Genomic DNA, 14,380 nt, shown 5'->3' on the forward strand with positions numbered 1-14,380 from the left:
CAAAATCTCCTTCCAGAAACATCCACACCAGTTCTTTTTTACGAAAACATAATGTCCCTCAAATATTTTAGGAAGTTGATCAAAATCTATCTCAATAAAAAAGAAATCGGCCACTTTACTTCGTAAAACAGCCGATTTCTTCTATATGTTTCATCGTACGCGCCAATACATCGTCGCGCATTATAAAGCTAAATTTTCTATCCGTTTTAATGTTGTCAGGAATGTTTTTTAATAAAACAGACCCTTTCGTTTCTTCGTAATGCGTATGTTGTTCTACCGCACTAATTGTTGCAAAATAAATGTTTTTAATGATTATTTTGTCTTTTCCAGATACTTTATATTGTCCTAAGTAAGTTAAATCAGAAACTATGCCGCCGGTTTCTTCATGAACCTCTCGAACTGCCGCTTCTTCCGGTGTTTCCCCTAGTTCTACTTTTCCACCTGGAAATTCAAGACCGCGACGTAAATGATGCGTTAATAACCATTGATCCCCGTACCGGCATACAACCCAAACATGCTTTGGCTCAGGAGAAAATGGATAACGTTCAAACGATAATTGTACAGTGTTGTGGTAATAATCTTTAAATTTGTACATGCCATTACTCCCCTATTGATGGTTACAAGTTTTTCCTACCACAAATTGTAGCATATTCTCGCTTTTCTGCATAATATTATCCAATTATAATCCATTGATTATTCCCATTTGCGCGACTAATTCTTTCGTCTCATGATTTCCTAAATCGTAAATCATTTTATATGCTTTTTGTAGTTGTTCATCATATCGGTCATTATTTGAATCATGATGATACTCAACAAATGGAACGTGGGAGCGTACAAATGAACCTAAATCCTCTACATACGCTTGATCAAAGTACTCTCTTAACTCCGTAATTTCCTCATCATTTGCGGAAATCTCAAAATTATACGTATCCGCTGTCTTCACTTGTGAAATTTGACCGTTTGCTATTGATATATAATATGTTTTTTTCTGCTCCATGTAACACCCTTCTTTCATCCTTTTTATTTCTATTGTTTTCATCAATTACAAAATTATGTAAAATAAAGAAAAGGAGGGATTCCATGTTTAAAATATTAATTATTGGTATTATAATCGTCCTAGTCATATTAGTACTCTCCGTCATGACGATTAATAAAGGCTACGCTTATAAACATTCCGTCGATAAACCAGAAGATAACCCGTATACAAAAAACAGCAAGAAGAATTCATAATACGCTTCGTATACTACTACTTATTTTAGGCCACATCATATCCAGTATTCGTTTACTAGCAGGTCAACATAACTTTCTACCACTTTCACAATTTCTATTAGGAGCTTTACTATTCCTTATTGCCCTTGAACAAATAAAGAAAAAAGATTCAGGAACCGGATTTATTTAGATTTTCCTCATCATTAGCTATATAAAATAACAAGGGGGATATATATGCTAAAGGGATTACAGATTATTTTTGCACTCATTGCATTATGTATAGTAATTTACGGATATTTTACTGGTAATAGAGAAATGATGCCTTATATGTTCATTTTCTTAGGATTAATGGCTTTCACTATAGGACTAGGAGAAATAAAACAAGACAGAAAATCTAGTGGTATATTTGCTTTCATAGCTGGAGCTGGTGCTTTATTTCTTAGCTTCTCAGAACTATTCCGATAAATAATCTATTTACATGCTAACTGGATTACGGATTGTTTTAGGACTTTTCACGCTTCTCATACTCTTTCTTTGCACATATATCCAGATTACCGATCATTTCTCACTTCTCCCATACGTACAATTTATTCTCAGTTGTTTCTTTATTCTTGTCGGAATTAACAAATTTATATCCGGACGAAAATCAATGAGCATTCCGTTTTTTTTTCGTTTCTATTCTTACACTCTTCGTTCTCATATCAAACTACCTTCGCTACGTATAGAATGAAATCTTGAGCAATTTCGCATTTACAAGCACGTAATAAAATAGGGATGATTTTTTTGTCAGTTTTTGTCGGTAAGTCGATATTCCATGTCGAAACGTCGATATATTAAAAAAATCGTTGATATATTTCAAGTTACGGTCGATATATTCGAAAAATCGTCGATATAATTTTATTTATTATCATGACACAAAAAAACTGCCCTTTCACAGGCAGTTTTCTTTCTATCCAAATACTTTCTCAAGTTCATCTTTATCTTGGCTTAACCAGAAGTTCATTAAACGTTTTGCTCCTTCTAAATCGTGAAGCTTCGCTTGACCACATTGCGTTTCATTTGCAGCTGGAATTTCTGTAATTTGAACCGCATCTTTTAATGTTAATTCTAATAAATCAATAATTTCTCGAACTGTCGGTGTTCCGCTTACTACAAGGTAGTATCCTGTTTGGCAGCCCATTGGTGAAATATCGATAATATCGAAATGCGGATAACGATCAATATATTTACGTAAATTAAATGCTAATAAATGTTCTAACGTATGAATAACATCTGGTTTCATCGCTTGTTTATTCGGTTGGCAAAAACGAATATCAAATTTATTTACAATACCGTCACTACCTACATTGTGAACTCCGCAATGTCTTACATAAGGTGCCTTTACAATCGTATGATCTAATTCAAAGCTTTCTACTGATGGCATACAACATCTCTCCCGCTTTTAATTTAATTCCGTTATATCCAATATGATATAACGGAAATTCACATTAGTAAAGTATTATGTACAGTCGTGCTATAATACTTTAAGAATATGCTGAAAAGGAGACCGTTATGAAACAGATTTTTATTGGGATTATACGCTTTTATCAAAAATTCATTTCTCCGATGACACCACCCACTTGCCGCTTTTATCCAACTTGTTCTCATTACGGATTAGAGGCGTTTCAAAAGCATGGTGCACTCAAAGGCTTTTGGCTTACTTGTAAGCGTATATTAAAATGTCACCCTTTCCACCCAGGAGGATTTGATCCTGTCCCAGATAAAAAGGATGACAAAGTACATTCTTAATTGTCGTAACCATTCACAACTAAATCTAATTTTCCTGTATCAGGATCGATAACAAGACCGTGAACAGGTACTTCTTCCGGAAGTAATGGATGGTTGCGAAGTACTGATACGCTATGTTCTACACTTTCTTCCACACTAGAGAAGCCGCGCAAGAATTGTTCTAAATCGATTCCAGAATAACGAAGCATATCTAATTTCTCTTCTGTTATACCGCGTTCTTTCATTTTCTCAATCGTACTGCTTGCTTGAATTTTTGCCATACCACAATCATGATGACCAACTACACATACTTCATCAGCGCCAAGTTCGTATACAGCGACTAAAATACTACGCATAATACTTCCAAATGGATGTGAAATAACAGCGCCTGCTACTTTAATAATTTTCACATCGCCGTTACGCATATTCATCGCTTTCGGCAATAGTTCAACAAGTCTTGTATCCATACAAGAAATAATTACCATCTTTTTGTTTGGAAATTTCCCCGCTACAAACTCTTCATACTTTTTCTCTTCAACAAATTTCTCATTGTATTGCAAAATCTCTTCTAATGACTTCATAGTAAAGGCCCTCTTTTCTCTCGTTTACACTACATAAATAGTGTACCAAAATATGAAAAACTCAAAAAGGATATCGCTTTATATTAAAAATAAGATATTTTCAGATAATCGACATAATTCTTTCAAAATATACACACAGCTTTGTAACAAGTCTCACATACTTTAAACGCATTTTCACTATAAACTGATTGTAGATAATGTAAAAAAGGAGTGAATATTTATTATGTCCGACGTTCTGTTACTGAGTCGTTTTCAATTTGCAATTACTATTTTTTATCACTTTTTATTTGTACCTTTGACAATCGGACTTGTCATTTTAGTAGCATGTATGGAAACTCAATACGCCCGCACATTGAATCCAACATACCGCAAAATGGCAAATTTCTGGGGTAAATTATTTACAATTAACTTCGTAATGGGGATTATAACCGGGATTACGATGGAATTCCAATTTGGAACAAACTGGTCTGAGTACTCCAAATATATGGGAGATATTTTCGGATCACCTCTCGCAATCGAAGCACTCGTTGCCTTCTTCTTAGAATCTACTTTCATGGGAATATGGTTATTCGGTAAAGATAAAATTTCACCAAAGTTCCGTGCCTTCTGTATGTGGATGGTTGCACTTGGCACAAATATTTCCGCCCTTTGGATTATTACAGCAAACGGCTTTATGCAAAACCCAGTTGGCTACGTCGTACGTAACGGCCGCGCTGAATTAAATGATTTCTGGGCACTCGTTACGAATCCATACGCTTGGAATATGTTCTTCCATACTGTAGTTGGTTGTTATATTGTTGGTGCTTTCTTCGTCATGGCAATTAGTGCCTATCACTTATTACGTAAAAATGAAGTTGAATTCTTCAAAAAATCATTTAAGTTTGGCTTAATGTTAGGCTTATTTGCCGCAACAATTACACCGTTTATGGGACATCAATCTGGTGTATCCGCGGCTAAATATCAACCTGCTAAAGGTGCTGCAATGGAAGCTGTTTGGGAAACTGGGAAAGGACAAGGCTTCTCGATTGTTCAAATTCCTGATGTGGAAAATGAAAAGAACTTTGAATTCCTTACGATTCCAAAGTTAGGAAGCTTCTTCTATACAAATTCATTTGATGGCGAAATTGTTGGTTTAAAAGATATTCCGAAAGAAGATCGTCCAAACGTTAACCTTGTGTACTATAGCTTCCGCTTAATGGTTGCACTTGGTATGTTCTTTATGGCATTAACTTGGTACGGTTTCTACTTAAACCGAAAAGGAAAACTAGAAAACTCAAAACGTTACTTAAAAATTACAATATGGTCTGTTTTACTACCATATATCGCAATTAATGCTGGTTGGATTGTTGCCGAAGTAGGTCGTCAACCATGGACAGTTTATAAACTCATGCGTACCGCAGAATCTGTATCACCTATATCTGTCCCGCAAATTTGGTTCTCATTAATTAGTTTAATCTTGTTCTACACTTTACTTTTAATCGCAGATGTATACTTAATGCTGAAGTTCGCCAAAAAAGGACCAGCAGCATTAGAAGAACCTGCTACTGAGGGAGGCGTGGCTCATGTCTCATGATATGCTTGCGATTATCTGGTTTGGTTTATGGGGCGTGATTTGGACAGTTTACTTTATTCTTGATGGATATGCACTTGGTAACGGAATGATTTTTCCTTTCGTTACGAAAGACCGACAAGAACGAAATCAATTACAAGAAGCAATTGGCCCGTTCTGGGGCGGTAATGAAGTGTGGTTAATTACAGCTGGTGGCGCAACATTTGCTGCCTTCCCAGTCACATATGCAAATATGTTTAGTTATTTATATACACCGTTATTCTTAGTATTACTTGCACTATTTGCTCGTGCTGCTGGACTTGAGTTCATGCATAAAGATGATTCACCAATTTGGCAAAAAACTTGTAAATGGGCATTTTCAATTGGTAGTTTCTTAATTGCTTTCCTATTCGGTGTTACATTTGCTAATCTTTATTACGGACTACAAATTGGAAAAAATGGCTATGAAGGAAATTTACTTAGCTTACTAAATCATTACGGTATTTTAGGAGGGCTGTTCTTCACTGCTATATTCGTCGTATCTGGTGCCCTTTGGGTTATGATTAAAACGACTGGTGAAGTATCTGACCGTGCTTATAAAATCGCAAGACCATTTTCAATGGCAGCTGCTATCATTTTAGCTATTTTCTATGTAGCAACTGCAAATCGTACAAATTTATTCCAAAACTTCACAGAGTACCCGGTACTATTCATTCTTCCAGTACTTGCAATGTTAATGAGTGTACTCGCACTTATTATGGTGTACAAACATAAAATCGGTCTTGCATTCACATTCGTTTGCTTAACAATCGCAATGTTTATGACAACTGGCTTTGCGGGTATGTTCCCAAGAATGTTACCATCTCGTATTAATGATGCTTATAGTACAACGTTATACAACGCAGCTGGTAGTCAATTAAACTTAAAAATTATGTTCTTCGTTGCAATGGTTATGGTACCAATTGTTATTGGATATCAACTTTGGAGTTACAGTATCTTTAAAAATAAAATTCATAAAGACTCTGCTAAAGGGTATCACTAAAATGAAAAAAGACACTTCGTTTGAAGTGTCTTTTTTATACGTATGATTTTCGATAAGATGTTATATTTCTAATCTAACAACTATAATACAGAAGAATCATTAACAGCTCACAGCTAGATTGTAGCACAGGACAAGTTCATCATTTTATGCAATTTTACATATTTCTCTATAAAGTAAACTGTATTCCCTGATCATTCACATCGCTATCCCCTACATCTGATGTACTAATCCCGCTAAATGTTTGTACTTTAATCCCTGTATTCGATGATCCCGATCCATTATAAGCTTTCGTTTTTTCAATCGGCTGCACGTTATATTTATCTCCTAAATTAATCGTTCCATTGCAGTTTTCAATAATAACGCCTTCCACAACTGACGGCATTTTGTCACCTACTTTCATTTCCTTACTTTCATTTTATGAAAAGTGCCTAAAAAAATAGCATGTTTCCATAAGAAAAAAGCACTCAGACTGAGTGCTTTTTTCTTATTTACCTTTTTTCTTTTTCTCACAAGCAATTCCATCGCCATCACGGTCTAAATGCTTACCATAATACGGGCTATCTCTTGTAATGTCATAATATCCCGCATCGTTTGCTTCTTTGCAATTAGCAAAACGTTTTGGATCTGGCTTTACTTCTGGTTTCGGTTCTGGTTTCGGCTGTGGTTGTTTTGCTCCTGGTCTTTCTTCAAGTGGTAACGTTGCATTATATAAGAACTGAACATATTGCTCACGACTTACATGCATTTTAGGTGCGAATGTACCGTCACCAGTTCCAGCTGTAATATAATTTGATTTAATTGCAGTAATCGCAGGATTCGCCCATCCATTTCTATCTACATCCGGGAAATTATGATCCCCTCTAATTTGCAATTGGAATCCTCTTGTCAAAATTTGTGCCATTTCTTCACGAGTTAACGCATCTTTCGGTCTGAATTTCCCTGTGTTATCTCCAACGAATACGCCCATCTCTGTTAAAGCAAGAATCTCTTTTTTAAACATAGTTGAACGATCCGTAACATCTTTATATGGATTGTTATACTGTTCTTTTACTGTCGGTTTTAAATGGCGGAACATAAGAGCTGCAACTTGCTCACGCGTTACATCATCACCAAATCCAAAAATCCCATTTCCGTATCCAGCAACAACGTTTTTATTTGCTAAATCCATAATTGCTTTATAAGACCAATGATTGTTTGGAACATCTTTAAAACCTGCGCTTGCCTCCGCTGTTCCAATTGAAGTAAATGCTGTAGTTGCAACAAGTGCACCTGTTAAAATTAATTTTTTAAATCTCATACTTAAGTCTCCTTCTCTTCCCATAATAACCATTTAACAATATAACAAATTATTCAAATGTACTTTGTCATATTCTGTCGAACACAAAAAAGAATCCTGCAGGATTCTTTTTTGCTAAGCATGAATGGCAATTTTGGAGACAGTTGACTTCTTCAAAAATTTATTAGGGGTAATATTTTGAAAAAGAAAGCCTTTCATATGTAGGTTAACACTACTGGAATATATAGTAAATTGATAATATTTATACGGAAGATTGCTAATGTTTAGTATAGATACTTTCCACTATACCAACAGTGAAAAGCATCTACATGAAACAACAAAAAAGGCGCCTTCAAAGAAGATGCCTTTCATAAACAGACACTATAAAACAGAATTATTTATTGTTATACGATTGTTAGATACAAAAAATAGAGGGAAATGTTTGTATTACATTCTGTTTTATAAAGTATGTCTACCACTTATATTTTAATCCTCTTCACTTGAAAATAAATATAATATGCATAATTACATATGAAAAAGAAAAGACACTCCATAGAGTGCCTCTTCAACCATTTTACTTTTAATATATCGCTTTACATACATTGTAACATATGTATCCATATATTTTATTGAGAAAATTCAAAATCCTTTTTTTTTCATTTTCAATTATAAAATCATGTAATATAAAAGGTATGTCAAATTCTTATACAAGTTGAGGTGTACTATATTTATGTCTTTCGGAATCATTCCTCTTATATTGTTTATTATTTTTCTTATCTCCTATTTAAAAGATCCACGAAAAATAATAAATGGGTTTTTATTTAATACTTTTATCTGTTTTTTCCTTCTGTTTTGTATACTTGTCTCTTGGAACTCAAGTAATACTATCCTAGGCTACATAATAGTCTTACCTATTTTAGCACTTATCGTTATGATTCCTTTTGGTATTGTTGCTTTAATGTTTGGACTATTTCTGAATGCGAGAATTTTAATGAAACGAGAAGGCCGACGTTTTACTAACTGTTTAACACTTATTGCTGCTTTAGGTATTTTATTCTGTATATTATTCCTTTTCATAAGTCCAGCAAGTTTCTTCTCATCACATTTCCAGCCTATTTTCGCTGGTATTTCTCTTATAACCGTATATTTCTTTATACACTTATCTAACTTCTTAAGCGCTTATTTTCTATATCAATTCAACAGACCAAGGCGTAATCAAGATTTCATTATCGTTCTCGGTAGCGGCTTAATTAATGATAAAGTACCACCTTTACTTGCCAGTCGTATTCATAAAGCGATCGACTTTTACTGGAAACAAGCCGCTGTGAATACCCCACCAACAATTATTTTCTCTGGTGGACAAGGTCCAGATGAAGGCCTTCCTGAAGCAGAAGCGATGCAAAAGTACGCTGTTGAAAAAGGAATTCCGCTTGAACATACAGTGCAAGAAAATCGCTCTGTAAACACATATCAAAATATGTTGTTCTCTAAAGAAATTATGGATTCTTTAAAACCAGACGGTAAGTATAAAAGTATTTTTACAACGAATAATTTCCACCTTTTCCGCGCTGGTATATATGCAAGACAAGCTGGTCTTAATAGCCAAGGAATTGGATCAAAGACAGCCTTTTATTATTGGCCTAATGCAATGATTCGTGAGTATGTTGCAATCGTTGTGATGGGACGTAAGCGCCATATGAAAGTTTGCGGAGTTATTTTAGGATTTTCTTTATTCCTATCCTTACTTAGTTTTATCATTTCTTAATAGCATCCCATCCTTTGAAAGGATGGGATTTCTTATACGCATTTCAAAAATATTTTAAAGTTAATATGGTCATAATATTCCCTGCATACATCCATTAAAGGAGAATTTTTTCAAATAAAATGTTAAAATAAAATTTAAGTGTGAATGACGTAACAAATAAGAAACTAGTTTGAAACGAGGAAATCATATGGAGAAAATTATCAAAAACAAGCCCAATAAGCTTAAAATCGCTTCAAAAGCTTTGATGATTATTATTGGGGCATTTATTACAGCGTACGGATTAGAGGCAGTATTAATTCCAAATAACGTATCAGACGGTGGTGTAACTGGTTTAAGTATCGTTAGTTCAAGATTGTTTGGATTACCATTAGGAGCTCTAATCGCAGTTATTAACATTCCTTTCGTTTGGTTAGGATATAAGCAAATCGGTAAAAGCTTTGCTATTTATTCCATTATCGGGATTGCTTCATTAGCAATAGGTACCGTTGTCATGCACGGAATACCAGCTATTATTGAAGGCGATACATTATTAGTTACAGTTGTTGGTGGTATTATCATCGGTTTTGGTATGGGACTAGCATTACGTAATGGCGGGGCATTAGATGGAATCGATATGCTAGCTGTATTGCTTTCTCGTAAGTTACCATTTGGAACGAGTGACCTTATTTTATTCTTAAACATGTTCGTATTTATTTTCGTATCAACCGTATTCGGTCTTCAAGGAGCTATCCTTTCGGCAATTGCTTACTTTATTGCTTCGAAAGTGATTCATATCGTTGAAGTTGGTTTAAGTGGTTCGAAAGCATTTAAAATCATTACAAAAGAGCCTGAATTGATGGTAGAAACCATTCGTGATCGTTTAGGCCGAAGTGCAACATATAACGAAGTATACGGCGGTTATTCTAGAGAGAAATTCAAAGAAATTTCTTGTGTAATTAACCGTTTAGAAGAAAGTAAAATGAAAGAACTTATTAATGAAATCGATCCACACGCCTTTATTACAGTTTATGACGTAGCAGAAGTAAAAGGCGGTAACTTTAAGAAACGTGATATTCATTAATCATTATGAAAGAAGAGGGTGTGCCAATATGTTGGCACACCCTCTTCTTTTATTTTTGTCAAATTTTGTCGGTAAGTCGATATATTCTAATAATCGCTGATATATTTGGAGTTGCGGGCGATATATTCCAATAATCGCTGATATATTTGGAGTTGTGGTCGATATATTTCGATAATCACTGATATATTTTTACTCCCCCCATCTTCCCCCGCTCTTAATCCATGCCACGTATTTTTGAAAGGCTGGCACTTCATGTTGAAAACGAAGCGGAACATATAGAAAAAGAGTACATGTACATAGTATCCATAGAATACCTACTACAAAGTGAAATTTCATCGTTGTGCTAATGAATAAACTTAAAAATAAGACGAGGAACATAATTACACTAAATCTTTTATACATAGTCATAATAATCTCCTCCTTATAAATCCATTGTACCAGCTACAAGGAATTAATCCCCATAAAAAAGACCGAAAAGCAAATTCCACTTTCCGGTCTCTACACTATCTTCTCTTCGTAATCTTTCCTGAACCACCGACCCTCGTTTTCGGAGGAGATGTATTCCTTGGTGGCGTTTTAATAGATGATTTCGGCTTCACATCTGATCCGCTCGAACCACCTGGTGTTTTCGTTATTTTCCCTTTGCTTCCAGTAGAAGGCGGAGGCGTGCTGCTTCCTTTTTTCGTAATACTTCCTGTATCTCCTACAGAAGATTTCGAATCTACATTATCGCCACGCTTAATGATAGACCCTTTCCCTTCCTTCGTAATTGGAGGCGGGGTTTTCTTTTCTTCTTTCGTAGGCGGTCTCTCTGGAATAACTGGTTTATGATTTTGTCTGTCATTATATCCGCGATAATCACCGTACGATGATTTTCGTGAACCGAATATATCATTTAATATACTACCCATAATATATCCTTGCAGGAAGGACGGTTGGTAATTTTGACGAACAAATTCTTTATTACTTATTTCAATTAACGTATCAGATGGCTTCTCTTTATCCTTTTGCAAGTTATAAATCTTATCAGAATAAACGAGGAACATTTGATTTTCATCTTCTTTAGATGCTTGCTTCGGTTCTCTTTCATTCATGAGTTCCTTCGCGACTTCAGGAACTGACCGATTGGCGGCCCTATACACGTAAGATTCTTGTTTACCTTCTTTTGCGACAGATTCAAGCGGATAACGATCTTGAATCGACTTTGTCTGTCCGCCTTGGCAACCTGATAAGGCATATCCAGCAACAACAAGTAACGTAACGATAGCAAGTATAGGGATCACGAACGATTTAATCATGGTAAACAATCGGTTTGACATGATTACGCCCCCTTACGTTGCTCTTATAATTTGTACATCAGCAGGAATAATTGCTTCTCCCTCATACATCATTGTGCGACCATTTTGCCATTCAATACGTAATAATTTTCGATTATCCGATTGGAACTCCCATACATACTGTTCTTCTGAAGCTGAGAATGGTGTTTTCCCCATCACAACAACACGTCCGTTATATTGCTCTTCCATATGGTACTCTGTATCATCCATCTCAATTGTCGTCGGAATTTCATCAATCGAATCTAAACGACCATCAATTGGTGTATATAATTTGTAATACGTATTTTCACGATCTTCAATTTTTAAATAACGAATATCTTTCCCGTCTTGCAGTGTTAAAACAATTTCTTTACGAGAATGCATACTCGTTTTCCCAATTAATTCATACATGACTAATGAAACTTCAACCATATCGCCAGGAGCTAACGTTAACAAACTTTTCTCTGGTTTCGGCGGTTCTGGGCTTTTCATTATATTTTTAATTCGTTTAAATAAACTCATGAGCTACCCCTCCTTCTCTCTTTATAAACAAGCACCTAAAATAAGTGCACCCACAATATGTAATGATCCGGCCAACATCGCGTGCGCAACACTGCCTTCTTTCGTACCTTCTTCTAAATCTAAACCAGCCATTTTCTTTAACACAAATTCGATAAACATTTCTACCACTAATAAAATAACGAAAGAAACGGCTGATGCAAGTAGTGCTTGCCATAAGTCATTTGCTTTCGTTATCGATTGAGATAAAATGTACCCTTGTGCGAATAATTTCATAACGAAACGAGTTGTTACAGCTGTATTGCCATTTTTTATTTCTTTTAAATCATTGTATTTTGTAAAAATCGAATCAACCCACATAATTGCAAATAAAAGTACTGCACTCGCTCCAGTCCATACAAGCATGGCTAATACATTTGTCCATGTCATTGCAAAACCTCCTCTAAAAAGTAATAGAAAACCGACATGAATTTGTTTAGACATGTCGGTTCATTTGTCTCTATTCTATATTATTTCTCATACTGCTTCATAATACGAGCTAATTCATCGTCAACAGCAGAGTTTTTGTTTAAGCTTGCGAATTCATCATCTAATGATTTTTCTTTTTTGTACACTTCACCGCTTGCTTCTGCTTCAGCCTCTAATTGAAGAGCTTTCTCTTCCATACGGCTTAAACCAGCTTTCGCTGAGTTTGAATCAAATCCAGACATCGCCTGATTAATATTCTTTTGTGCTTTCGCCGCATTTACACGTGCTACAAGTGTCTCACGTTTATTTTTCAGCTCAGTTAATTGCTTACGCATTTCTTCTAGCTTCAGGCGAAGATTATCAGCAGCAGCTTTGTTTTGCTCATAGCTTGCTTTATACTCATTCATCTTTTGCTCTGCATTTTGTTTTTCTTCTAATGCACGGCGCGCAAGATCTAAGTTGTTAGCTTGAACAGCCATATGAGCTTGCTCTTCACGTTTTTTCACAAGCGCTTCTTGCTCTTCAAATAAGATTTTGAATTTCTTCTCAAGTGCAATTTGAGCGGCTACACTTTTCTCAGCTTCTTGTACATCCGCTTGCATATCGCGTAAATATTGATCCGTCATCTTAACTGGATCTTCCGCTTTTTCAATTAATGAATATACGTTCGACATTGTTAAATCTCTTAATCGTTTAAATACAGACATCTAAATTCCTCCTATGATATACCTCATATTTCAAATTCACTACTTGGAAAACTGAAAAATCTCCCTTTACAGTAAAGAATATTCATTTTTACAGCCTATGTGTTTATTATAACAAAACTAATATGTCCTTACATGTTATTTCCAAAATACATCCATTATAATATGACATTCTATATATAATATTGTATTTCTAATATATTCTCATTATCCCTCTTTAAAATTAACTTGCTTTTGTGCAATTTCACTAAATTACATAAGTGTAATGTTACTGTAAGCTAACTCGATAGTTGCGTCTCCCTATTTCTTATACACTAATACCAGAAGCAACAAACAAGCTTCTCATCATTTCGGAACTAATACAAAAATTGTATTTACTATAAAACAGATAAAAGGAGAAATCATCATGAAAAAATTAGTAGGAATCGGGTTAGCAGCAGCAATTTCACTTGGGGCATTATCAGGTTGTTCTTTATTAGGAGAGAAAGCGAACGGTTTTGTAATTTACGGATCAGAAGAACAAGTTCAGCAAATTACAGATAAAAACAAAAAAGAAGTGAAAGAAAAAGACTTCTATAAAATGAAAATGACAACATTAGAAGGTAAAAAAGTTCTTGTCATGGATAAGAAAACTGGTGAAGAACTGGTGAAGAAAGAATTACTTAACAAAGTGGATGCAAAAGACAACACGAAGCCACTTGATAAATTACCAGCTGTAACAGCAGAACAAGGTGTATTATTTGCTAAAGAAAAAGTAGAAAATGCTACACTTGATGGAGCAAAATTAAAATATGAAGGCAACACAATTATCGGAAGTGGCCGTGCATATGCCGACATGTTCGCAATTGTTGATGATGCAACTTACGGAAATGTAAAAGGTGAAGAAAAATCTGTAGGTGTATTAAAATTCGATAAAGATCCAAGTAAAGAGTTCCCTGGAAAGAATGGTGTAGAATCATCACAACTTGTAAAAATTAAAAAGTAAAACAAAAAAGCTTCACGAAATGAAGTGCACCCCAATTGTTAGACACATAATTAACAATTGGAGGTGCATTTTTTATGGCTAAATTTCCTTCAAAGGATAAAATACAAGCAGTAAAACGATATCTAGAAGGTACTGAAGA

General features: G+C 35.0%; 20 protein-coding genes. 9 read left to right on the forward strand and 11 right to left on the reverse strand.

Annotated elements, in window-relative coordinates:
- Positions 1 to 115: 115 nt before the first annotated feature.
- Together mutTA and NST14_RS24350 are read right to left on the reverse strand one after the other, a co-directional pair.
- The gene (gene mutTA, locus NST14_RS24345) at positions 116 to 595 is read right to left on the reverse strand and encodes an antimutator 8-oxo-(dGTP/GTP)ase (RefSeq protein ID WP_000276388.1); all 480 of its coding nucleotides are present in this window, start codon (positions 593 to 595) and stop codon (positions 116 to 118) included.
- Between the two features lie 84 nt (positions 596 to 679).
- Positions 680 to 997: a hypothetical protein gene (locus NST14_RS24350; protein ID WP_000435818.1), complete on the reverse strand. Its 318-nt coding sequence runs from the start codon at positions 995 to 997 to the stop codon at positions 680 to 682.
- A gap of 83 nt (positions 998 to 1,080) precedes the next feature.
- On the opposite strand from NST14_RS24350, the gene ytzI reads away from it, so the two are divergent.
- From ytzI to NST14_RS24365, 3 genes are read left to right on the forward strand one after another with little or no spacing between them, the layout of a single operon-like run.
- Complete coding sequence (gene ytzI, locus NST14_RS24355) at positions 1,081 to 1,230, forward strand: YtzI protein (RefSeq protein ID WP_000472802.1); 150 nt, start codon at positions 1,081 to 1,083, stop codon at positions 1,228 to 1,230.
- Positions 1,223 to 1,399: a DUF3953 domain-containing protein gene (locus tag NST14_RS24360; RefSeq protein WP_219993374.1), complete on the forward strand. Its 177-nt coding sequence runs from the start codon at positions 1,223 to 1,225 to the stop codon at positions 1,397 to 1,399. Before ytzI ends, NST14_RS24360 begins: the two co-directional genes overlap by 8 nt.
- 44 nt (positions 1,400 to 1,443) lie before the next feature.
- A complete protein-coding gene (locus tag NST14_RS24365; RefSeq protein ID WP_061185174.1) occupies positions 1,444 to 1,674 on the forward strand; it encodes a YczI family protein in 231 nt (76 codons plus the stop codon).
- Between the two features lie 484 nt (positions 1,675 to 2,158).
- Here the strand turns inward: NST14_RS24365 and luxS are convergent, their stop codons facing one another.
- Complete coding sequence (gene luxS, locus NST14_RS24370; protein WP_001141369.1) at positions 2,159 to 2,632, reverse strand: S-ribosylhomocysteine lyase LuxS; 474 nt, start codon at positions 2,630 to 2,632, stop codon at positions 2,159 to 2,161.
- A 128-nt stretch (positions 2,633 to 2,760) separates the two neighbouring features.
- Here luxS and yidD point away from each other — a divergent pair, with 128 nt between their 5' ends.
- Positions 2,761 to 2,997, forward strand: a complete 237-nt coding sequence (gene yidD / locus NST14_RS24375; RefSeq protein ID WP_000809333.1) for a membrane protein insertion efficiency factor YidD — start codon at positions 2,761 to 2,763, stop codon at positions 2,995 to 2,997.
- On the opposite strand, the gene NST14_RS24380 is transcribed toward yidD, so the two are convergent.
- Positions 2,994 to 3,557: a beta-class carbonic anhydrase gene (locus NST14_RS24380; RefSeq protein ID WP_000838159.1), complete on the reverse strand. Its 564-nt coding sequence runs from the start codon at positions 3,555 to 3,557 to the stop codon at positions 2,994 to 2,996. The genes yidD and NST14_RS24380 overlap by 4 nt on opposite strands.
- 223 nt (positions 3,558 to 3,780) lie before the next feature.
- On the opposite strand from NST14_RS24380, the gene cydA reads away from it, so the two are divergent.
- On the forward strand, positions 3,781 to 5,130 hold the full coding sequence (cydA, locus tag NST14_RS24385; protein ID WP_001286187.1) for a cytochrome ubiquinol oxidase subunit I: 1,350 nt from the start codon (positions 3,781 to 3,783) through the stop codon (positions 5,128 to 5,130).
- Positions 5,120 to 6,148 carry a cytochrome d ubiquinol oxidase subunit II gene (gene cydB, locus NST14_RS24390; RefSeq protein ID WP_229143058.1) on the forward strand — a complete coding sequence of 343 codons (1,029 nt, stop codon included), beginning with the start codon at positions 5,120 to 5,122 and terminating at the stop codon, positions 6,146 to 6,148. The genes cydA and cydB overlap by 11 nt, the downstream gene beginning before the upstream one ends.
- Before the next feature lie 166 nt (positions 6,149 to 6,314).
- On the opposite strand, the gene NST14_RS24395 is transcribed toward cydB, so the two are convergent.
- Together NST14_RS24395 and NST14_RS24400 are read right to left on the reverse strand one after the other, a co-directional pair.
- Positions 6,315 to 6,548: a spore germination protein gene (locus NST14_RS24395; protein WP_001998505.1), complete on the reverse strand. Its 234-nt coding sequence runs from the start codon at positions 6,546 to 6,548 to the stop codon at positions 6,315 to 6,317.
- An 84-nt stretch (positions 6,549 to 6,632) separates the two neighbouring features.
- Complete coding sequence (locus NST14_RS24400; protein WP_098946908.1) at positions 6,633 to 7,445, reverse strand: S-layer homology domain-containing protein; 813 nt, start codon at positions 7,443 to 7,445, stop codon at positions 6,633 to 6,635.
- Positions 7,446 to 8,154: 709 nt separating this feature from the next.
- Between NST14_RS24400 and NST14_RS24405 the strand changes: the two genes are divergently transcribed.
- Positions 8,155 to 9,189 carry a YdcF family protein gene (locus NST14_RS24405; protein WP_071743408.1) on the forward strand — a complete coding sequence of 345 codons (1,035 nt, stop codon included), beginning with the start codon at positions 8,155 to 8,157 and terminating at the stop codon, positions 9,187 to 9,189.
- A 187-nt stretch (positions 9,190 to 9,376) separates the two neighbouring features.
- Positions 9,377 to 10,249, forward strand: coding sequence for a YitT family protein (locus NST14_RS24410; protein ID WP_000411240.1), 873 nt, complete (start codon positions 9,377 to 9,379; stop codon positions 10,247 to 10,249).
- Between the two features lie 189 nt (positions 10,250 to 10,438).
- On the opposite strand, the gene NST14_RS24415 is transcribed toward NST14_RS24410, so the two are convergent.
- The 5 genes from NST14_RS24415 to NST14_RS24435 form a co-directional block, all read right to left on the reverse strand.
- The gene (locus NST14_RS24415; protein ID WP_229143059.1) at positions 10,439 to 10,657 is read right to left on the reverse strand and encodes a hypothetical protein; all 219 of its coding nucleotides are present in this window, start codon (positions 10,655 to 10,657) and stop codon (positions 10,439 to 10,441) included.
- Between the two features lie 95 nt (positions 10,658 to 10,752).
- A complete protein-coding gene (locus NST14_RS24420) occupies positions 10,753 to 11,568 on the reverse strand; it encodes a DUF4247 domain-containing protein (protein WP_000071211.1) in 816 nt (271 codons plus the stop codon).
- A 12-nt stretch (positions 11,569 to 11,580) separates the two neighbouring features.
- Complete coding sequence (locus tag NST14_RS24425; protein WP_000051759.1) at positions 11,581 to 12,087, reverse strand: DUF4178 domain-containing protein; 507 nt, start codon at positions 12,085 to 12,087, stop codon at positions 11,581 to 11,583.
- Positions 12,088 to 12,108: 21 nt separating this feature from the next.
- Positions 12,109 to 12,513 carry a DUF350 domain-containing protein gene (locus tag NST14_RS24430; RefSeq protein ID WP_000220322.1) on the reverse strand — a complete coding sequence of 135 codons (405 nt, stop codon included), beginning with the start codon at positions 12,511 to 12,513 and terminating at the stop codon, positions 12,109 to 12,111.
- Between the two features lie 80 nt (positions 12,514 to 12,593).
- Positions 12,594 to 13,259, reverse strand: coding sequence for a PspA/IM30 family protein (locus NST14_RS24435; protein ID WP_000110281.1), 666 nt, complete (start codon positions 13,257 to 13,259; stop codon positions 12,594 to 12,596).
- Positions 13,260 to 13,662: 403 nt separating this feature from the next.
- Here NST14_RS24435 and NST14_RS24440 point away from each other — a divergent pair, with 403 nt between their 5' ends.
- Entirely contained in the window at positions 13,663 to 14,241 is a 579-nt protein-coding gene (locus tag NST14_RS24440; RefSeq protein WP_000737498.1) for a lipoprotein BA_5634 family protein, read from the forward strand.
- Positions 14,242 to 14,380: the final 139 nt, after the last annotated feature.

Origin of the sequence: Bacillus sp. FSL W8-0519, from assembly GCF_038005585.1 — a bacterium.
GTDB classification, from domain to species: domain Bacteria; phylum Bacillota; class Bacilli; order Bacillales; family Bacillaceae_G; genus Bacillus_A; species Bacillus_A paranthracis.